The sequence below is a fragment of the Microvirga lenta genome, from assembly GCF_020532555.1.
Lineage (GTDB): Bacteria > Pseudomonadota > Alphaproteobacteria > Rhizobiales > Beijerinckiaceae > Microvirga > Microvirga lenta.
The window spans coordinates 142,796-163,097 of sequence record NZ_JAJBBR010000012.1 but is presented as its reverse complement, the minus strand read 5'-3'; the positions used below and the strand labels follow the sequence as shown (position 1 = coordinate 163,097).

The following is a 20,302-nucleotide window of genomic DNA, read 5'->3' as shown; positions in this document are numbered from 1 at the left end:
CGGGCGGCCTTTTCATTTGTCCCTCCCTCCCGCATCATGCCGCCGCCATGAACCAAGCGCCCCGCATCGAACACCGCCCGTCGGTCTGCCCGCATGACTGCCCCTCGACCTGCTCCCTGAAGGTGGAGGTCATCGACGGGCGCACCATCGGGCGGGTGCATGGGGCGCAGACCAACCGCTACACGGCCGGCGTCATCTGCGCGAAGGTGGCGCGCTATTCGGAGCGCATCCACCATCCGGACAGGCTCCTGCATCCCCTGAGACGCACGGGGCCGAAAGGCTCGGGGCAGTTCGAGCGGATCTCGTGGGACGAAGCCCTCGACACCGTAGCCCGCAGGTTCCTGGAAGCGGAACAGGAGTTCGGCTCGGAATCCGTCTGGCCCTACTACTACGCCGGCACCATGGGCTACGTGATGCGCGACGGCATCAACCGCCTGCGCCATGTGAAGCGCTATTCGGGCCAGTACTCCACCATCTGCACCGCCACCGCCTATACGGGCTTCGTGGCCGGCACCGGCAAGCTCGCCGGGCCCGATCCGCGCGAGATGGCGGTTTCCGACTGCATCGTGATCTGGGGCACCAACCCGGTTCATACCCAGGTCAACGTGATGACCCATGCCATGCGCGCCCGCAAGGAGCGCGGGGCCAAGATCGTCGCCATCGACATCTACATGAACCCGACCATGAAGCAGGCCGACATGGCGCTGCTGGTCCGGCCGGGCACCGACGGCGCGCTCGCCTGCGCGGTCATGCACGTGCTCTTCCGCGACGGCCATGCCGACTGGGATTACCTGAACCGCTACACGGATCACCCGCGCGAGCTCGAGGAGCATCTGCGCAGCCGCGACCCCGCCTGGGCCTCCGCCATCACGGGACTGACGGTCGAGGAGATCGAGGCCTTCGCGAAGCTCGTGGGCGAGCGCAGGCGCACCTTCTTCCGCCTGGGCTACGGCTTCGGGCGCCAGCGCAACGGCTCGATTAACATGCACGCCGCCTCCTGCGTCGCGGCCGTGACGGGCGCCTGGCGGCACGAGGGCGGCGGGGCCTTCCACATCAACAGCGCGATCTATCGCTGGAACAAGGCCCTGATCGAGGGACACGACGCCATCGACCCGACGATTCGCAGGCTCGACCAGTCCCAGATCGGGCGGGTGCTCACGGGCGACGCCCAGGCGCTCTACGACGGTCCGCCCGTGAAGGCGATGCTGATCCAGAACACCAATCCGGTCTCCGTCGCCCCCGAGCAGGAGTTGGTGAAGCAGGGCTTCGCCCGCGAGGACCTGTTCGTCTGCGTCCACGAGCAGTTCATGACCGAGACGGCCCTGATGGCCGATATCGTCCTGCCGGCGACCATGTTCATGGAGCACGACGATCTCTATTCGGGCGGCGGGCACCAGTATTTCCAGCTCGGCGCCAAGCTCGTCGATGCGCCCGGCGAGTGCCGCTCCAACCACGAGGTGATCCGCGAAATCGCCGCGCGCGTCGGCGCGGAGCATCGCGGCTTCGACATGGAGCCGCGGGAGATCATCGACTGGACCCTGCGGAATTCCGGCTGGGACGGCATCGAGACCCTGGAGGAGCAGGTGCATGTGGATGCGCAGCCCTCCTTCGAGGAAGCGCACTATCTCAACGGCTTCGCCTATCCGGACGGCAAGTTCCGCTTCAAGCCGGATTGGACCAAGGTGCCGTCCTCCAACAACGGCCCGATGGGGCCGTGGGCGGAGATCCCGGCCTTCCCGGACCATTGGGCGGTGATCGAGGAGGCGACCGAGGAGCATCCCTTCCGCCTCGCCACCAGCCCGGCCAGGAACTTCCTCAACTCCACCTTCACCGAAACGCCGACGTCCAAGACCAAGGAAGGGCGGCCCGAGGTGATGATCCACCCCGTCGACGCCGAGCGGCAGGGTATCGTGGACGGGGACTGGGTGAAGCTGAAGAACAATCGCGGCGAGGTATACCTGCGGGCCCGTCTCTTCGAGGGCGTTCGGCGCGGGGTGCTGATCGCGGAATCCATCTGGCCCAACGCGGCCCACCCCTACGGGCGGGGCATCAACACCCTCACGGGCGCCGATCAGGTCGCGCCCTACGGTGGGGCGGCCTTCCACGACAACCGGGTGGCCCTGGAGAAGGCGGCTCCCGACCCGGCGGCGGTGCCTCAGGCGATGACGAGGCAAGAGCGGATTGAGCCGGTCGTTGGCTAAGTCTTAAGGCTATTTCGGCCTTGCCCTTGACCCTGCCCGGCCAAGCCTATCCTTAAGCTTGAATGTTTCATTGTCTCCAAGGGGTCTCCATGACATCCGCTCTTCGCACGTTGCTGGCCGCCGCCGCCATCGCCGCTTCGACGACCGCCGCCTTCGCGGCGGCCTCCAACATGCCGACCCAGTACCAGCCCGATCCGGCCCTGAAGACCGCCAGCATGGGTGAGCTTCGCGCCCGTGTCAGCCAAGCCTGCGCCGTGACCCAGGCCCGCCTCCAGAACGTGAGCGAGACCTCGCTGTCCCGCAAATGCGACTGCTATGCCGGGCGGACCATGCGCGCCTTGAGCACCGACGAGGTTCAGGCCTATCGCGATACGGGCGTGTTCAACGACACCGCCCGCGCCAAGGCCCTCGGCGCCATCGATTCCTGCAACCTGCAGCGCCCGGCGCTGTAGTTCCGAGGATCGGGGTTCCCGTCATGGCCGGGCTTGTCCCGGCCATTTACGTTTCAGAGCCACAGCCCTGAAACGGCGTGGATCCCGGGGCCTGAAAACATGGGCGGGCGATAGCCGAGAGCTAATGTGGAGAGTGCAGCGCTCCGCCTGCGTCCCATCCTTCCGAAAACACGACGCGCCCGGCTTTCAGGCGGGCCCTGCCGCTGCAGATCAGGCCCAGCGCCTTCGGATAGAGCAGGTGCTCCTGGACGAGGATGCGCTTCGCCAGGCTCTCTTCCGTATCGCCCGGCACGACCGGCACGGCCGCCTGGGCAACGATGGGGCCGGCATCCAGCTCCGGCACCACGAAGTGAACCGTGCAGCCGTGGACCAGCACGCCTTCCTCCAGCGCCCGCCGATGGGTGTGGATGCCGCGGAACAGGGGCAGGAGGGAAGGGTGGATGTTGATCATCCGACCGGCCCAGCTCTCCACGAACCAGTCGGTCAGGACCCGCATGAAACCCGCAAGGCAGATGAACTCGATGCCCCGTTCCCGCAGCGCCGAATCCAGGGCCTGCTCGAAGCTCTCGCGGGTGGCATGGGCCTTGTGGTCGATGGCGAGGGTTTCGATCCCGGCAGCCCGCGCCCGCTCCAGCCCTTCCGCATCGGGCCGGTTGGACAGGACGAGAGCGATTTCCGCTGGGTAATCCGGCGCGCGCGCCGCCTCTATGAGCGAGGCCATGTTGGAGCCCCGCCCCGAGATCAGGATGGCGACGCGGCGGCGGGACATCAGAGCTTCAGGCTGCCCGCCGTCCGGACCTGATCGCCGCCGTCATGGGCGATGGTCTCGCCGATGCGGACCGGGCTCTCGCCGGCATCGCGCAGCCGCTGCATGACCGCGTCCGCCTGAGCGGCATCTGCCACCACGATCATGCCGATGCCGCAATTGAAGGTGCGCAGCATTTCCGCCTCGGCGACGCCGCCGGTCTTGGCGAGCCAGCCGAAGACGGACGGGACCGGAATGGCGTCGAGGTCGAGGCGCACGCCGATGCCGTCGGGCAGGACGCGCGGGATGTTGTCCGGAAAGCCGCCGCCGGTGATGTGGCACAGGGCGTTGACGCCCTCGCCGCCCTTCAGGACCTGCAGCAGGGACTTCACGTAGATCCGGGTCGGCTCCAGCAGGGCCTCGGCGAGGGTTTTGCCCGTCGCGAACGGGGCGGGCGCGTCCCAGGCGAGGCCGGAATGCTCGACGATCCGGCGCACGAGGGAGAAGCCGTTGGAATGCACGCCCGAGGAGGGCAGGCCGATCAGCACGTCGCCGGCCTTCACGGCCTTCGGGAGCAGGGTGCCGCGCTCGGCGGCGCCCACGGCGAAGCCGGCGAGGTCATAGTCGCCCTTGGCGTAAAGCCCCGGCATTTCGGCGGTCTCGCCGCCGATCAGGGCGCAGCCCGCCTGACGGCAGCCGTCGGCGATGCCCTTGACGATGTGAACGCCCACCTCCGGCGAGAGCTTTCCGGTGGCGAAATAGTCGAGGAAGAACAGGGGCTCGGCGCCCTGGACGATGATGTCGTTCACGCACATGGCCACGAGGTCGATGCCGATCGTGTCGTGGATGCCCGTGTCGATGGCGATCTTCACCTTGGTGCCGACGCCGTCGTTGGCGGCGACTAGGATCGGGTCCTTGAAGCCGGCGGCCTTGAGGTCGAACAGCCCGCCGAACCCGCCGATTTCCGCGTCCGCTCCCGGGCGGCGCGTGGCGCGCACCAAGGGCTTGATCTGGTCGACCATGGCATTGCCCGCGTCGATGTCGACGCCCGCCTGCGCATAGGTCAGGCCGTTCTGCTGTTTCTCGCTCATCCGCAGTCCCCGTCTCACCGGGGGCAGTAAGGCGAGAGGGGGGCGAAAGGCAAGGGGCTTTCGCCGGAAAGAGCCGCGATACCCCCGCCTGCCGTCCCCGCTATCCCCATGCGGTTGCGGCCCGATTGAACTCGTGCCCGCGACCCGCCATCATCTTCTCCGATGACCATTCCGAACCTCATCACCATCGGGCGCCTCATCATCGTGCCTTTCGTGATCGTCATGATCATGCAGGAGCGGTGGGGGACGGCGTTCGTCCTGTTCGCGATTGCAGGCATCTCGGACGGGGTCGACGGGTTCATCGCCCGGCATTTCGACATGAAGAGCGAGCTCGGGGCCTATATCGATCCCCTGGCGGACAAGTCGCTCCTCGTGTCGATCTATATCTCGCTCGCCGTCGTGGGGGCCATTCCGAGCTGGCTCGCCATCGTGGTCGTGTCGCGCGACGCCATGATCGTGGCGGCGGTGATGCTGTCCTGGGTCATGAGCCGCCCCGTCGAGATCAAGCCGCTCCTCGTCAGCAAGCTGAACACGGCGGCCCAGATCGGGTTTGCGGCCTTTGCCCTTGCGGCAAATGCCTATGGGGCCGACCTCGCCGGCCTCGAAGAAGTGGCCATGCTGGTGGTGGCCGCCTTGACCGTGGCTTCCGCCGGTGCCTATCTCGGTGGCTGGCTTCGGCACATGTCGGGCTGAGGTGGAGTCTTGCGGAAGATGGGACCGAGATGACGATCCAACGGCAGATCGCATTCTGGATCGCGGCGCTGGTGGTGACGGTGATCCTGCTGTTCGCCCTGCGCACCATCCTCCTGCCTTTCGTGGCGGGCTTCGCCCTGGCTTATCTGCTCGATCCCCTGGCGGACCGGCTGCAGCGTGTCGGGATCGGCCGGCTGGGCGCCAGCCTCGTCATCCTCATCCTGTTCGTGCTGTTCTTCATCCTGACCCTGGTGGTGCTGATCCCGTTCGGCGCCCAGCAGCTCGGCGCCCTGGTCGAACGCCTGCCGAGCTATGTGGCCCGCCTTCAGCAGCTGGCGGTGGAGCAGGGCGGGCCGCTGATCGAGCGGCTGGGCGGGCGCACCGCGCTGCCCCAGATGCAGACCTCGGTCGGCAACCTGGTCTCCCAGGGCATCGCCTGGCTCGGAGCCTTCCTCCAGTCCCTGTGGTCGGGCGGGCAGGCCCTGCTCAGCATCTTTTCGCTGCTCGTGGTGACGCCGGTCGTGGCCTTCTACATGCTGGTGGACTGGGACCGCATGGTCAGGACGGTGGATTCCTGGCTGCCCATGAAACACCGGGAGACGGTGCGCGCCATCGCCCGCGACATCGACCACGCCATCGCGGGCTTCGTGCGCGGTCAGGCGATGGTCTGCATCATCCTCGGCACATTCTATGCGGTCGGGCTGTCGATGATCGGGCTCAATTTCGGCGCCGTGATCGGCATGACGTCGGGAATCCTGAGCTTCATCCCCTATGTGGGCTCTCTCACCGGGCTCATTCTCTCCATGGGCGTCGCCATCGTGCAGTTCTGGCCGGACTGGACGATGATCCTCGCCACCCTGGGAATCTTCGTCTTCGGCCAGTTCGTGGAGGGCAACATCCTGTCCCCGAAGCTGGTCGGGGATTCCGTGGGGCTCCACCCGGTCTGGCTGATGTTCGCGCTCCTGGCCTTCGGCTCCCTGTTCGGCTTCGTCGGGCTCCTGCTCGCGGTGCCGCTGGCGGCGGCCATCGGGGTCATCGCGCGCTTCGCCCTGGGGCAGTACCTGGCGAGCCCGCTCTATCGCGGCGGCGAGCCCGTCATCCTGATACCGAGGGCCGATGCCGATGCGTGAGGCTCCCAAGCAGCTGGCCTTCGACCTGCCTCTCGACCCGCGCTACGGGCGCGAGGACTTTCTCGTCAGCCCCTCCAACGAGCGGGCCTATGCCTGCATCGAAGGCTGGCCGGGCTGGCCGGACACGATCCTGCTCCTGAGAGGCCCGCGCGGCAGCGGCAAGAGCCATCTGGCGTCGATCTGGGCGGAGACCGCCCATGCCTGGACCGTGGACGCCGCCGAGGTGGCCGGGGACAAGGTGCCCCATCTGGTGTCCAACGGCGCCCTGGCCATCGAGGACGTAGATCGGGGCATCCGGGACGAGGCGGCCCTGTTCCATCTCCTCAACCTGGCGCGGGAACGGAAGGCATATCTGCTCCTCACCTGCGAGACGCCGCCCGACCAGTGGGGCATCAGGACGCCGGACCTGCTCTCGCGCCTGCGCCTCGCGCCTGCCGTCGAGCTGGAAGCGCCCGACGACGCCCTGCTGAAGGCGGTTCTGGTCAAGCTGTTCGTCGACCGGCAACTCGTGGTCGATACCAGCGTTGTCGATTACATCGCATTGCGGATCGAGCGGTCGCTGGCGAAGGCCTCCGAACTTGTGACCCTCCTCGACAAGGAAGCCCTGAGCCGGGGGCGGCGCGTCTCCCGGGCCATCGCGGCCGAGATCCTTGGCGCCGCTCAAGAAATGGATGAGACCGAGTGAAGTCCGATTCAGACGCCCTGTCCCCGATCCGTCGTGAAACCGTCACGAAGTCCAAATCAAAACGGAAGCCGCAGAAGAAAGTGGCGGAGGACGACGTGCGTAGTGCCCTGGTGTTGGACGAGGCGGAGATCGTCAGCGAGGCTCCGCTGCCGAAGGCCCCGCCCGAGGTGGAGTTCGACGGCGCGGTCCTGAGGCAGTTTCCGCAGCGTTTCATCAACCGCGAATTGTCCTGGCTCCAGTTCAACCGGCGCGTCCTCGAAGAGGCCTCGAACCGCAATCATCCGCTGCTGGAGCAGCTGCGCTTCCTGTCGATTTCCGCCGACAACCTCGACGAGTTCTTCATGGTGCGCGTCGCGGGCCTGCGCGGGCAGGTGCGTTCCGGCGTGGCCACGGCCTCGCAGGACGGCCTGACGCCGCAGGAGCAGCTGGCGAAGATCGCCGTCGCCGTATCGAACCTCGCTTCCGACCAGCAGCGTCGCTGGCGCGAGCTGAGGGATGCCTTGCAGGAGGAGGGGATCTTCCTCGTCGAGGGCACGGAGCTGACGAAGTCCGAAGCCTCGTGGCTCGAGGATTACTTCCACAACCTCATCTTCCCGGTTCTCACGCCGCTCGCCATCGATCCGGCGCATCCGTTCCCGTTCATCCCGAACCTGGGGCTTTCCATCGCGCTCAAGCTTGCGCGCCAGAGCGACGGAAAGGTGCTGAACGCGCTCATCCGCCTGCCGGCCCGGGCCGAGCGCTTCATCCGCCTGCCGGATTTCGCCGAAACCGGCGCGAGCCGCTTCATCGCTTTGGAGCAGATCATCGCGCTCTACACGACCCGGCTCTTTCCCGGCTACAACGTGCAGGGGCAGGGCGCTTTCCGGGTCATCCGCGATTCCGATATCGAGGTGGAGGAGGAGGCCGAGGATCTGGTGCGCCTGTTCGAAACGGCCCTCAAGCAGCGCCGCCGCGGCAGCGTGATCCGGCTCGAGGTCGAATCCGCCATGCCGGAGGACCTGCGCCTGTTCGTGGCCGAGGAATCGGAAATCTCCGACGAGGAGCTCTTCGTGGTCGAGGGGATGCTCGCTCTCAACGAGCTGTCCCAACTCGTGGGCCTGGAGCGGCCGGACCTCAAGTTCAAACCCTACAACCCCCGCTTCCCCGAGCGCATCCGCGAGCATGGCGGTGATTGCTTCGCCGCCATCCGCCAGAAGGACATCATCGTCCACCATCCCTACGAATCCTTCGATGCCGTGGTTCAGTTCCTGTCCCAGGCGGCGCGGGACCCAAACGTGGTGGCGATCAAGCAGACGCTCTACCGCACCTCGAACGACTCCCCCATCGTCGCCGCCCTCGCCGAGGCGGCGGAGGCGGGCAAGTCGGTCACCGCCCTCGTGGAGCTGAAGGCCCGCTTCGACGAGGAGGCCAATATCCGCTGGGCCCGCAATCTGGAGCGGGCGGGCGCGCAGGTGGTGTTCGGCTTCATCGAGCTGAAGACCCACGCCAAGCTGTCCATGGTGGTCCGCCGCGAGGGCGGGCAGCTCATCACCTATTGCCACGTGGGCACGGGCAACTACCACCCCATCACGGCGCGCATCTACACGGACCTGTCCTATTTCACCGCCGACCCGGTGGTCAGCCGCGACGTCTCGCGCATCTTCAACTTCGTGACCGGCTACGCGGAACCCGCCGAGCTGGAGCGCATGGCGGTGTCTCCGCTGACGCTCAAGAAGCGCCTGCTGCAGCACATCGAGGAGGAGATCGCCCATGCCAAGGCGGGGCGCCCGGCGGCGATCTGGGGCAAGTGCAACTCCCTGGTGGACCCGGTCATCATCGACGCGCTCTACGACGCCAGCGCGGCCGGCGTGCAGGTGGACCTGATCGTGCGCGGCATCTGCTGCCTCCGCCCGGGCATTCCCGGCCTGTCGGAGAACATCCGGGTCAAGTCCATCGTCGGCCGCTTCCTGGAGCACACGCGGATCTATGCCTTCGGCAACGGTCAGGCCCTGCCGAACCCGAAGGCCCATGTGGCGATCTCGTCCGCCGACCTCATGTCGCGCAACCTCGACCGCCGGGTGGAGGCCTATCTTCCGATCCTCAACCCGACCGTGCACCAGCAGGTGCTGGACCAGATCATGCTGGCGAATCTGCTCGACAACGAGCAGAGCTGGACGGTGCTGCCCGACGGCTCCAGCCAGAGGGTCGTGCCGTCGAAGGGTGAGGAACCATTCAACGCGCACAAGTATTTCATGACAAATCCGAGTCTGTCGGGCCGTGGAAAATCTCTCAAGACGTCTAGCCCCAAAGCCCTCGCGAAGCGCGGGCAACGCTGACATGCAGGCCCTGGGGCGCGAGGCGCAGGGACGGCTGAAGATCGGCCGCCCGGTCGCCACCATCGATATCGGCTCGAACTCGGTCCGCCTCGTGGTCTACGAGGGAATGACCCGCGCGCCGACGCCGATCTACAACGAGAAGGTTCTCTGCGGCCTGGGGCGCCACGTGGCGACCACCGGCCGCCTCGACGACGATGCGGTGGAGCGGGCCCTGAGGGCGCTCGCCCGCTTCCGGGTGCTGTGCGGCACCATGGGGGTCTCGGACATCTTCGTGATGGCGACCGCGGCCGCCCGCGACGCCTCCAACGGACCGGCCTTCCTGGAGGCGGCCGCCCGAACCTGCGGCCAGGACATCGAGCTCCTGTCCGGGGCCCGCGAGGCCCAGCTTTCCGCGCTCGGCGTGGTGTCGGGCTTCTATGGGCCCGACGGCATCGTGGGCGACATGGGCGGCGGCAGCCTCGAGCTGGTGGACGTGAAGGGCACGCGGGTGGGGCAGGGCATCACCATGCCCCTCGGCGGCCTCGCCCTGCAGGACCTGAGCGGCGGATCGCCCAAGAAGGCCCAGAGGATCATCCGCAGCGCCTTGGAGCGGGCGCCGGAATACCTGGAGAACCTTCATGGCCGCACGTTCTATGCGGTGGGCGGAACGTGGCGCGCTCTGGCACGGCTCCATCAGGCGGCCAAGGACTATCCTCTGCATGTGATGCACGGCTACGTCATCAATCCCGAGGACGGGCTCGACTTCCTGCATCTGGTCGAGGAGGTCGATACCAAGACCCTCAAGGACATCGAAAGCGTCTCGGAGGCCCGCCGGCCGCTCCTCGCCTATGGGGCGATGCTGCTCGAGGAGATCATCCGGCTCGGCGAGCCGAAGGAGATCGCCATCTCCGCCTACGGCGTGCGCGAAGGCGTGCTGTACGAGAAGCTCGACGGCGCGGCCCGCGAGCAGGATCCGCTGGTTTCGGCCGCCGGCGACCTCAATCTCCTGCGCTCCCGGTCTCCCGGCCACGGCGAGGAGCTGTGGGACTGGACCAACCGGTTCATGGAGAGCCTGGGCCTGCCCGAGACCGAGAACGAGCGCCGGCTCCGGCACGCGGCCTGCCTTCTGGCCGATATCGGCTGGCGCGCCCATCCGGACTACCGCGGCGAGCAGAGCCTCAACCTCATCGCCTACGGCGCATTCGCGGGGCTCGACCACGCGGGCCGCGCCTATCTGGCCCTGTCGATCTTCTTCCGGCACGAGGGGCTGAACCCGGACAAGGTCAGCTCGCGGATCAAGGCCCTTGCCGGAACCCGGCTGATGGAGCGGGCCCGCCTGCTCGCGGCCCTGATGCGCGTGGCCTATCCGGTTTCGGTCGGCATGGAAGGTGTCCTGCCGAGGATCCCGCTGACCGTCCACGACGGCGAGGTGATCCTGCAGCTCCCGGGCGAGATGGGGGCCCTGGCCAACGAACGCCTCACGGGGCGCATGAAGGCTCTGGGCAAGCTGCTCAACCTGAGGGCCGGGATCGAGATTGAAGGATAGGGCCGCCCTGCGGGCGACCGTGCCTCGGCTGGGGCAGGAATGATCCCGAAGGGTGCCGGTCATCGGTTGAAACGCATCCCCGTCGTGTCATTCCGGGGCCGCGAAGCGGAGCCCGGAACCCATAACCGTTGACGATGCAGGATGAGACGGGACGCATCCCGCCTTATTCCGGGACCCCAGTGTTTATGGGTTCCGGGCTCGGCCCTTTGGGCCGCCCCGGAATGACGACAGAGGGTTTCCCTTCCGCCGCCTGTGCCGTTCTCGGCGAGAGACGAATGCGATCTTCAGCGTAACGCCATATGAGCCCGCTGATTGTGCCTAAGCCACCTCGGCCCGGGCCAGATCGCGCAGGACCACGCGGCCGCGCTCCATGGCGAGGCCCAGTTGCCCGTTCTTGAGGGCGAGCGCCTTTTCGCCGAACAGGGTGCGGCGCCAGCCGTGGAGGGAGGGGACATCGGCCGCGTCGCTCTCGGCGATGGCCTCCAGTTCCTCGACCGTGGCGATGATCTTGGGGGCGACGCCTTCCTGCTCGGCCACGGCCTTCAGCAGCACCTTCAGGAGCTCGACCACGGCGCCGGCCGCCCCGCGCCCGCGGGAGCGCTCCGGCATCGGCACGGTGGCCGGGTCGCGGGTCAGGCCGCGTTCCACCGCCTCGATGATGTCGGCCCCCGTGCGGGAGCGTTCGAAGCCGTTCGGGATCGAGCGGAGGCGTCCCAGCGCCTCGACGCTGCGGGGGGCCGAAACGGCCACGTCGATGAGAGCGTCGTCCTTGAGGATGCGGCCGCGGGGGACGTCCCGGTTCTGGGCCTCGCGCTCGCGCCAGGCGGCGACCTCCATGAGGACGGCGACCTCCTTGGACTTGCGCAGGCGGCCCGCGAGGCGGCGCCAGGCGTTGTCCGGATCGGCCTGATAGGTCTCGGGCGAGGTGAGGACGGACATCTCCTCGCTCAGCCACTCGAGACGACCGTTCTTCTTGAGCTGGGCGATGAGCGCCTCGTAGACCTTCACCAGATGGGTGACGTCGGAAAGGGCATAGGTGAGCTGGGCATCCGTCAGGGGGCGGCGCGACCAGTCGGTGAAGCGGGAGGACTTGTCCACCCGCGCCTTGGCGAGGTCGTTGACGAGCTGCTCGTAAGAGACCGAATCCCCGTAGCCGCAGACCATGGCGGCGATCTGCGTGTCGAAGAGGGGCGCGGGCACGAGGCCGCCCAGGTTCCAGACGATCTCCAGGTCCTGCCGGGCGGAGTGGAAGACCTTGACCACGTTCCCGTCGGCCATGAGGGCCATGAAGGGATCGAGGCTGATGCCCTCGGCCAGCGGATCGATGAGATAGGCGTCCGCCGGGTCGGGGCCCGCCATCTGGATCAGGCAGAGCTTGGGATAATAGGTGGTCTCGCGCAGGAACTCCGTATCGACGGTAACGAACGGATGAGCGGCGAGGCGGTTGCAGGCGGCAGCCAGGGCGTCGGTCGTGGTGATCAAGTCCATGTGAAGGCTTTTAGCGGAACGCGAGCGATCCCGCGACTCCCAAGTTTAGGCCGATCTGGCCGCTTTCCTACGTTCTTTCGCCTGCCGCTCCGCCCGCTTCATCAGCCAGTCGAGGATGTTGCGGTCGACCACGAGGCCGGTTTCCGCATCCTCGAGTCGCTCGATCCGGTCCACCCGGAAGCCGCGATAGCCGTCATCGGCCATGTCGATGCCCCCGAGCAGCATCTTGCCGGGCCCGACCTTCAGCTCGCGAGCGATCACCCAGCGCCGGGTCGCATTGCCGGCCTGGTCCACATAGTCGATCTCGAGAGCGCCATCGAAAGGATAGACGTGCCAATTCCCCTCGATCCGCTCCTCGTTGGGAGCGTTCCGGCCGTGATTCAGCAGGGATGTCGCCTGGTTCGTCATCATGGGTAGGATATGGGAATTCACGCTTTGTTCCGCAAGATTCCCAGGGCCCGAAATCGAGCAAAACCCGCTGAAAAACAAAGGGTTCGGCTCTTGGAGGAGGGAGGGTCTGCGCTCCGCCGGTAGGCGCGCTCTGACGCCACCCTGATCGGGGCAGGAGGCCAGCCTCCGCCTAGGCCGGGACCTCGGCGAAATGCCAGAGGATTCCGGAGGGGTCGAACACATAGGCCACCCGCAATCCCCACGGCTCCAGCTTCGGCGGTCGCGGGGCTTGGACCCCGTATCTCCTGGTTAGATCGAGCGAGGCGATCCGGTCCCACCAGGCGTCCAGATCGTCCACGCGGGCGTGGAAGACGAAGTTCTCGGCCCAGTCCTTCACGTAGAAGTCCTGCAGGAAGAAAGCACAGTCGTCGAGCCGCACGTCGGCCATGCGGTCGCCGACCGGCGCGACAGCGAAGCCGAGATCGGCATAGAACCGTTGGCTTTGGGCGAAGTCCCGGGCCGGCACGAAGGGCCGAAGGGACTGGATCGCTCCGCCGCCGCCGACAGGGGGTGTTTTCGCCATCTCCGGTCGCTCCTTGCCCTTCGGTTACACAGCCTCGCTTGCGAGGAATAAAAGCACGGAGGCTCGCTGAGCGCGACCCCATTTCAACCTTGCGCCTTGACTTCCCCGGCCTCCCATGAATGTTGCGCCAAACACCGAACCATCAGGCTCTTCCATGTCCGCCCCTATGCACCGTTACCGCTCCCACACCTGCGGCGCGCTCCGTGAATCCAATGTCGGCGAAACCACCCGCCTGTCCGGCTGGTGCCACCGCATCCGCGACCATGGCGGCGTGCTGTTCATCGACCTGCGCGACCATTACGGCATGACCCAGTGCGTGGCGGACCCGGATTCGCCGGCCTTCAAGATGGCCGAGACCGTGCGCTCGGAATGGGTGGTGCGGATCGACGGCAAGGTGCGCAAGCGCCCGGCCGGCACCGAGAACCCGGACCTGCCCACCGGCATGGTCGAGGTCTACATCACCGACATGGAAGTGCTGGGCCCGGCGGCCGAGCTGCCGATGCCGGTCTTCGGCGACCAGGAATATCCGGAGGAGACCCGTCTCACCTACCGGTTCCTCGACCTGCGCCGCGAGAAGCTGCACAACAACATCATGAAGCGCACCGCCATCATCGACGGCCTTCGCGGCCGTATGAAGCAGAGCGGCTTCTTCGAGTTCACCACGCCGATCCTGACGGCGTCGTCGCCGGAGGGCGCGCGCGACTTCCTGGTGCCCTCGCGCATCCATCCCGGCAAGTTCTACGCGCTGCCGCAGGCCCCTCAGCAGTTCAAGCAGCTCATCATGATCTCCGGCTTCGACCGGTACTTCCAGATCGCGCCCTGCTTCCGCGACGAGGACCCGCGCGCCGACCGCCTGCCGGGCGAGTTCTACCAGCTCGACGTGGAGATGAGCTTCGTCACGCAGGAGGACGTGTTCCGCACCATGGAGCCCGTGATCCGCGACACCTTCAAGGAGTTCGCCGAGGGCAAGCCGGTCACCGAGACCTTCCCGCGCATTCCCTATTTCGAGGCGATGCTGAAATACGGCTCTGACAAGCCGGACCTGCGCAACCCGCTCGTCATCGCCGACGTGTCGGAGGTGTTCGAACGCGAGGACGTGACCTTCAACGCGTTCAAGAACGTCATCAAGGGCGGCGGCGTGGTCCGCGCCATCCCGGCGCCAGGCGCGGCCACCCAGCCGCGTTCCTTCTTCGACAAGCTGAACGAGTGGGCCCGCTCGGAGGGCGCGCCCGGCCTCGGCTACATCGTGTTCGAGGAAGAGGGCGGCCAGATCGCCGGCAAGGGCCCCATCGCCAAGTTCATTCCCGAGGCCGCCCAGGCCGCCATCCGCGAGAAGGCGGGCCTCAAAGCCGGCGACGCGGTGTTCTTCTCGGCCGGCAACGAGGACAAGGCCGCTTCGCTCGCCGGTAAGGCGCGCGTTCGCATCGGCGACGAGCTGGGCCTTGGCGACAAGAACCAGTTCGCCTTCTGCTGGATCACCGACTTCCCGCAATACGAGTGGAACGAGGACGAGAAGAAGATCGACTTCTCCCACAACCCGTTCTCCATGGGCAACATGGAGCACGACGCCTTCATGGCGCTCGATCCGACGGACAAGGAGAAGATCCTCAAGATCACCGCGCTCCAGTACGACATGGTCTGCAACGGCTATGAGCTGGCCTCGGGCTCGATCCGCAACCACCGTCCCGACCGGATGGTGAAGGCTTTCGAGATCGCCGGCTATGGCGAGACCGAGGTCATGGAGCGGTTCGGCGGCATGTTCCGCGCGTTCCAGTACGGCGCACCGCCCCACGGCGGAATGGCGGCGGGCGTCGACCGTATCGTGATGCTGCTCTGCGGGGCGCAGAACCTGCGCGAGATCACGCTCTTCCCCATGAACCAGAAGGCCGAGGACCTGCTTCTCGGCGCGCCGTCCGAGGTGACGCCCAAGCAGCTGCGCGAGCTGCATATCCGCCTGAACGTCCAGGAAAAATGACGACCGTCGCCGCTATCGTCGTGGCCTTCGACAGCGCCCATGCGCTGCCGGAGTGCCTCGGCGCGCTGCGGGCGGACGGGGTGCCGCTGATCGTCGTCGACAACGCGTCCACGGACGACAGCGCTGCCATCGCCGAGGGGCAGGGCGCGCGGGTCATCCGCAACGCCCGCAACGAGGGCTATGGCCGCGCCAACAATGCCGGCGCGCGGGCCGCGCAGAGCGAATACATCCTCATCGTCAACCCCGACGTGATCGTTGACAGGGGCGCCGTCGCGGCGCTGCTCGATGCGGCGCGCCGCTACCCGGATGCGGGTTTCTTCGCGCCGCGGATCGTGGAGCCGAGCGGCCGGGTGTTCTTTCAGCCGCGCTCGCTCCTGGCGTCCTACCTGACGAACCCCACCGGAAAGCTCGTCCTGCCGGAAGGCGAGGCCTGCGCGCCGTTCTTTTCCGGCGCCTGCTTCCTGATCCGCCGCGACCTGTTCCTGCAGCTCGGCGGTTTCGACGAGAACATCTTCCTGTTCTACGAGGACGACGACCTTTGCCGCCGGGTCGCGGATGCGGGATCTGCGCTGATCTACGTGCCGCAGGCGATCGTACGCCACGGGCGCGGACGGTCGAGCAAGCCCAAGCCGGGGCGCATCTTCAAGTCCCGCTGGCACCAGGCTTGGTCTCGGGCCTATGTGAGCCGCAAATACGGCCTGCCCAATCCGGCGCCTGCCATGTTCGCCGTCAATGCCGTCAAGTCGGTGGCGGCCGGCCTCACGTTCCGGCGCAGCCTGATCGAGCGCTATGGCGGCTCGGCCGCGGGAGCGCTCGCGTTCCTGCGCGGGCAGGGGGCTCTGCGACAGGAGGGGCTGTCATGAGGCCGCCGCTCTTCATCCCGAAATCGCCGACGGTTTCCACCGCCATGGCGGGCGCGAACAATTTCACCATCTTGCGGCTCCTCCTCGCCGTCGCCGTGGTCGTATCCCACGCGTTCAGCGTGACGACGGGCGCCGTCATGGACGAGCCCCTGGCATCCTCCACCGGCTTTACCCTGGGTGAGCATGCGGTGAACGGGTTCTTCGTCGTCTCCGGCTTTCTCGTCACCATGAGCTTCGACCAGCGCGGCTGGCGGGACTATGTGATCGCCCGCGCCTTGCGCATCGCCCCGGGGCTGATCGTGGCGACGCTCGTGGTCGCGCTGCTCTTGGGCGGCGCCATGACGAGCCTGCCGCTGACCGCCTATCTGGAAAGTCCGGATCTGCGCCGCTTCATCGGCATGACGCTTTCGAGCTTCAAGAGCAACATCGCCCTGCCGGGCGTCTTCGCCGACAATCCGTTCAAGTTCCCCATGGGAACGGTGTGGACGCTGAAATACGAAGTCCTGTGCTATGCGGGCGTCCTGGCCTTCGGGCTCGTCGGCCTGCTGCGGTCCCGCGCCGTCGCCCTGGCCCTGGTCGCGGGGCTCGCCCTGTCCCTGGCCAGTCTCGATTTCTTCCGCCCCGATGCGCCGAAGGGGCTGGAAACGTCGCTGCGCCTGCCGCTGATCTTCGCCTTCGGCGGCGCGCTCTATGTCTGGCGCAACCGCATCCGCCTCTCGGGGCCGGTGGCGTTCGCGCTCATCGCCGCCACATGGCTTGCGGGCGGCACCTTCCTGTACAAGACGCTCCTGTTCCTCGCCACGTCCTACGGGATCATGTGGCTGGCCCTGGCGCCGGTGCTGACCCGCTGGTCGTACGAACCGAGGGCGGACCTGTCCTACGGCACCTATCTCTACGGCTGGCCGGTGCAGCAGACCCTGCACGCGCTGTTTCCCGCGACGGCGGCCCTGGTGCTGCTGGCGCCTTCGCTCCTCATCACCCTCGCCGCCGGGGCCCTGTCCTGGTACGCGGTCGAGAAGCCGGCGCTCGCCGTCAAGGCCCGGACGCTGGGGCGGCGGACCCTCAAGACGATTGAGCCCGCAGCACCCTGACGGCCGCAACGAGCTCGCGAATCCGGTCGCTCTGCAGGAGCGGGATCAGGGTCGCGACCTTCTCCTTCGGCAGCTCCCACCAGCCGGCTTCCAGCAGGGCCTGGATCGTCGCCTCGTCGAAGCGGTAGCGGATGATCTTCGCCGGATTGCCCCCGACGATGGCGTAGGGCGGTACGTCCCTGGTCACCACCGCATGGGCGGCAACGACGGCACCGTGACCGATGGTGACCCCCGAGAGGACGATCGCGCCCGAGCCGAGCCAGACGTCGTGCCCGATCGTCACGTCGCCGCGGGACGAATGGTAATCCTCGGTCTGGGGCGCCGAGGGCCAGAGCTCCCGCAGGGCCGAGAACGGATAGGTGGTGCCCCAGTCGATCCTGTGGTTGCCCCCGAGCAGGATCTCGACCTTGTCGGCGATGGAGCAGTAGCGCCCGATGGTCAGCTTCTTTCCCGATTCCGGAAAGCGTACCTTGGGGCGGCCGTAGGAGAACTCCCCGATGTCGTAGCCGTAGCGGCCGGCCATGCGGGCGAGGTGGATCCGGGTCTGGTTGTGGGGATTGCGCCAGTTCTTCAGGCGGTGGCGCAGGTTCATTGCATGCCTCCCATGCCGCGACAACGGCGTTGACGGCAGGGGGCAAGACGCGCACAAGAGCCGCTCGAAATACAGCAACGGCTAGTGACGCAGGGAGCGTTTGGGATGGCTGACAACATCTCGCAGGATCTGAAATCGGGAGCGCTCTTCTATCACCAACATCCGCGCCCCGGAAAGCTCGAGATCCAGCCGACCAAGCCTCTCGGGAACCAGCGCGACCTCGCGCTCGCCTATACGCCCGGCGTCGCCGCCCCCTGCGAAGCCATCGCGGCCGATCCGCTGGAAGCCGCCAACTACACCTCCCGGCAGAACCTCGTCGCGGTCATTTCCAACGGCACCGCCGTGCTGGGCCTGGGCGATATCGGTCCCCTGGCCTCCAAGCCCGTGATGGAGGGCAAGGCCGTCCTGTTCAAGAAATTCTCCGGCATCGACGTGTTCGACATCGAGGTGGCCGAGAAGAACGTCGATAAGCTGGTCGAGGTCATCGCCGCCCTGGAGCCCACCTTCGGCGGCATCAACCTGGAGGACATCAAGGCTCCGGAATGCTTCGAGGTCGAGGAGCGCCTGAAGGCCCGGATGAGCATTCCGGTCTTCCATGACGATCAGCACGGCACCGCCATCATCGTCGGCGCGGCCGTCACCAACGCCCTGGAGCTCGCGGGCAAGCGCATCGAGGACGTGAAGATCGTCACCTCCGGCGCCGGCGCGGCGGCGCTCGCCTGCCTCAACCTGCTGGTCTCCCTCGGCGCGCGGCGCGAGAACATCTGGATCACGGACATCGAGGGCGTGGTCTACGAGGGGCGCGAGAAGCTCATGGACCGGTGGAAGTCGGTCTATGCGCAGAAGACCGACGCCCGGACCCTCAACGACGTCATCGCCGATGCGGACGTGTTCCTCGGCCTCTCGGCCGGCGGCATCCTCAAGCCCGCGCTCCTGGCCAAGATGGCGCCGCGGCCCCTCATCATGGCGCTCGCCAACCCCTATCCGGAGATCATGCCGGAGGAGGCGGAGGCGGCCCGCCCCGACGCCATGATCTGCACCGGGCGCTCCGACTTTCCGAACCAGGTCAACAACGTCCTGTGCTTCCCCTACATCTTCCGCGGTGCGCTCGACGTCGGCGCGACGCAGATCAACGAGGAGATGAAGGCGGCGGCCGTGAAGGCCATCGCCGGCCTCGCCCGCGAGGCTCCCTCGGAGGTCGTGGCCCGCGCCTATGGCGGCGAGGCCCATCCCTTCGGGCGCAAGTCCCTGATCCCGAGCCCGTTCGATCCGCGCCTGATCCTGCGCATCGCCCCCGCCGTGGCCAAGGCCGCCATGGACACGGGCGTGGCGACCCGTCCCCTGGAGGATCTGGAGGCCTACGCGGATTCCCTGACCCGCTTCGTGTTCCGCTCCGGCTTCATCATGAAGCCGCTCTTCTCCCAGGCGAAGGCCAACCCCAAGCGGGTGATCTATGCCGAGGGCGAGGACGAGCGCGTGCTGCGCGCGGTCCAGGTCATCGTGGAGGAGGGCATCGCCAAGCCGATCCTGATCGGCCGCCCCAGCGTGGTCGAGGCCCGCATCAAGCGCTTCGGCCTGTCCATGGAGATCGGGCGCCATTTCGAGCTGGTGAACCCGGAGGACGATCCGCGCTACCGCGAATACGTGGCCTGCTACGTGGAGGCCGCCGGCCGCAAGGGCATCACGCCCGACGCGGCCAAGACCCTCGTTCGCACCAACACCACGGTGATCGGGGCGGTCGCGGTCAAGCGCGGCGACGCCGATGCCCTGATCTGCGGCCTTGAAGGGCGATTCCAGTCGCGCCTGAAGCACATCAAGGACATCATCGGCCTTGCGCCCGGCGTTCACGAGATGGCGGCCCTGTCCCTGGTGATCTCGTCCAAGGGCGCCTACTTCCTGGCCGATACCCACGTGCAGGCGGACCCGAGCGCCGAGGAAATCGCCGAGATGACGGTGGCCTGCGCCAGCCACGTGCGGCGCTTCGGCATCGAGCCCAAGATCGCGCTCCTGTCCCACAGCGATTTCGGGGCGGCGGACACGCGCTCGGCGGTGAAGATGCGCACGGCCCTGGAGATGATCCGCGAGCGCGCGCCGGACCTGGAGGTCGAAGGCGAGATGCAGGCGGATTCCGCCCTGTCGGAGATCGTTCGCGAAAGGGTCTATCCGGCATCGCGCCTGAAGGGCGAGGCGAACGTGCTCATCATGCCGAACCTGGACGCGGCCAACATCGCCTTCCAGTTCACCAAGATGCTGGCGGATTCCCTGCCCGTGGGCCCGATCCTCATCGGCCCGGCCCAGCCGGCCCACATCCTGACCCCGTCCGTGACGGCCCGCGGCATCGTCAATCTGACGGCCATCGCCGTGGTCGAGGCCCAGGCCGCCGAGCAGGACCAGCCCACGCTGATCTGAGGCGTCTCCGGAGTGAACTGGAGCCTCCTTCGAGACGCCGCTGTCGCGGCTCCTCAGGATGAGGGTGAGAGCGG

General features: G+C 67.1%; 17 protein-coding genes. 11 read left to right on the top strand and 6 right to left on the bottom strand.

From position 1 onward, the window contains the following. Window positions 1-47: 47 nt before the first annotated feature. Both LGR44_RS17790 and LGR44_RS17785 read left to right on the top strand, forming a co-directional pair. A complete protein-coding gene (locus LGR44_RS17790; protein WP_226742047.1) occupies window positions 48-2,201 on the top strand; it encodes a molybdopterin-containing oxidoreductase family protein in 2,154 nt (717 codons plus the stop codon). A gap of 89 nt (window positions 2,202-2,290) precedes the next feature. Continuing rightward, window positions 2,291-2,653, top strand: a complete 363-nt coding sequence (locus LGR44_RS17785; protein WP_226742046.1) for a hypothetical protein — start codon at window positions 2,291-2,293, stop codon at window positions 2,651-2,653. Window positions 2,654-2,774: 121 nt separating this feature from the next. Here the strand turns inward: LGR44_RS17785 and purN are convergent, their stop codons facing one another. Both purN and purM read right to left on the bottom strand, forming a co-directional pair. Next, the gene (gene purN / locus LGR44_RS17780; RefSeq protein ID WP_226742045.1) at window positions 2,775-3,422 is read right to left on the bottom strand and encodes a phosphoribosylglycinamide formyltransferase; all 648 of its coding nucleotides are present in this window, start codon (window positions 3,420-3,422) and stop codon (window positions 2,775-2,777) included. Beyond that, window positions 3,422-4,489: a phosphoribosylformylglycinamidine cyclo-ligase gene (gene purM, locus LGR44_RS17775; protein WP_226742044.1), complete on the bottom strand. Its 1,068-nt coding sequence runs from the start codon at window positions 4,487-4,489 to the stop codon at window positions 3,422-3,424. The genes purN and purM overlap by 1 nt, the downstream gene beginning before the upstream one ends. Window positions 4,490-4,651: 162 nt before the next feature. Between purM and LGR44_RS17770 the strand changes: the two genes are divergently transcribed. The 5 genes from LGR44_RS17770 to ppx all read left to right on the top strand — a co-directional run bounded on the left by LGR44_RS17770 (window position 4,652) and on the right by ppx (window position 10,837). Then, a complete protein-coding gene (locus tag LGR44_RS17770; protein ID WP_226742043.1) occupies window positions 4,652-5,182 on the top strand; it encodes a CDP-alcohol phosphatidyltransferase family protein in 531 nt (176 codons plus the stop codon). 29 nt (window positions 5,183-5,211) lie between these two features. After that, on the top strand, window positions 5,212-6,312 hold the full coding sequence (locus LGR44_RS17765) for an AI-2E family transporter (RefSeq protein WP_226742042.1): 1,101 nt from the start codon (window positions 5,212-5,214) through the stop codon (window positions 6,310-6,312). Continuing rightward, a complete protein-coding gene (locus LGR44_RS17760) occupies window positions 6,305-6,997 on the top strand; it encodes a P-loop NTPase family protein (protein WP_226742041.1) in 693 nt (230 codons plus the stop codon). The genes LGR44_RS17765 and LGR44_RS17760 overlap by 8 nt, the downstream gene beginning before the upstream one ends. A gap of 128 nt (window positions 6,998-7,125) precedes the next feature. Continuing rightward, entirely contained in the window at window positions 7,126-9,312 is a 2,187-nt protein-coding gene (locus LGR44_RS17755; protein WP_377032947.1) for an RNA degradosome polyphosphate kinase, read from the top strand. Between the two features lies 1 nt (window position 9,313). After that, the gene (gene ppx, locus LGR44_RS17750) at window positions 9,314-10,837 is read left to right on the top strand and encodes an exopolyphosphatase (protein ID WP_226742039.1); all 1,524 of its coding nucleotides are present in this window, start codon (window positions 9,314-9,316) and stop codon (window positions 10,835-10,837) included. Window positions 10,838-11,155: 318 nt separating this feature from the next. Here ppx and rnd read toward each other — a convergent pair whose 3' ends face one another. From rnd to LGR44_RS17735, 3 genes are all read right to left on the bottom strand, one after another. Continuing rightward, window positions 11,156-12,325: a ribonuclease D gene (rnd, locus tag LGR44_RS17745; RefSeq protein WP_226742038.1), complete on the bottom strand. Its 1,170-nt coding sequence runs from the start codon at window positions 12,323-12,325 to the stop codon at window positions 11,156-11,158. A gap of 45 nt (window positions 12,326-12,370) precedes the next feature. Next, entirely contained in the window at window positions 12,371-12,757 is a 387-nt protein-coding gene (locus LGR44_RS17740; protein ID WP_226742037.1) for a hypothetical protein, read from the bottom strand. 148 nt (window positions 12,758-12,905) lie between these two features. Then, a complete protein-coding gene (locus LGR44_RS17735) occupies window positions 12,906-13,298 on the bottom strand; it encodes a VOC family protein (protein ID WP_226742036.1) in 393 nt (130 codons plus the stop codon). A gap of 166 nt (window positions 13,299-13,464) precedes the next feature. Between LGR44_RS17735 and aspS the strand changes: the two genes are divergently transcribed. From aspS to LGR44_RS17720, 3 genes are read left to right on the top strand one after another with little or no spacing between them, the layout of a single operon-like run. Next, entirely contained in the window at window positions 13,465-15,273 is a 1,809-nt protein-coding gene (aspS, locus tag LGR44_RS17730; RefSeq protein ID WP_226742090.1) for an aspartate--tRNA ligase, read from the top strand. Then, the gene (locus LGR44_RS17725) at window positions 15,270-16,136 is read left to right on the top strand and encodes a glycosyltransferase family 2 protein (protein WP_226742035.1); all 867 of its coding nucleotides are present in this window, start codon (window positions 15,270-15,272) and stop codon (window positions 16,134-16,136) included. Before aspS ends, LGR44_RS17725 begins: the two co-directional genes overlap by 4 nt. Further along, window positions 16,133-17,227, top strand: a complete 1,095-nt coding sequence (locus LGR44_RS17720; RefSeq protein ID WP_226742034.1) for an acyltransferase family protein — start codon at window positions 16,133-16,135, stop codon at window positions 17,225-17,227. The genes LGR44_RS17725 and LGR44_RS17720 overlap by 4 nt, the downstream gene beginning before the upstream one ends. Here LGR44_RS17720 and LGR44_RS17715 read toward each other — a convergent pair. Next, on the bottom strand, window positions 17,199-17,819 hold the full coding sequence (locus tag LGR44_RS17715; protein WP_226742033.1) for a CatB-related O-acetyltransferase: 621 nt from the start codon (window positions 17,817-17,819) through the stop codon (window positions 17,199-17,201). The two genes, LGR44_RS17720 and LGR44_RS17715, sit on opposite strands and share 29 nt — an antisense overlap. A 105-nt stretch (window positions 17,820-17,924) precedes the next feature. On the opposite strand from LGR44_RS17715, the gene LGR44_RS17710 reads away from it, so the two are divergent. Then, window positions 17,925-20,228, top strand: coding sequence for an NADP-dependent malic enzyme (locus LGR44_RS17710; protein ID WP_226742032.1), 2,304 nt, complete (start codon window positions 17,925-17,927; stop codon window positions 20,226-20,228). The last annotated feature ends 74 nt before the right edge of the window (window positions 20,229-20,302 follow it).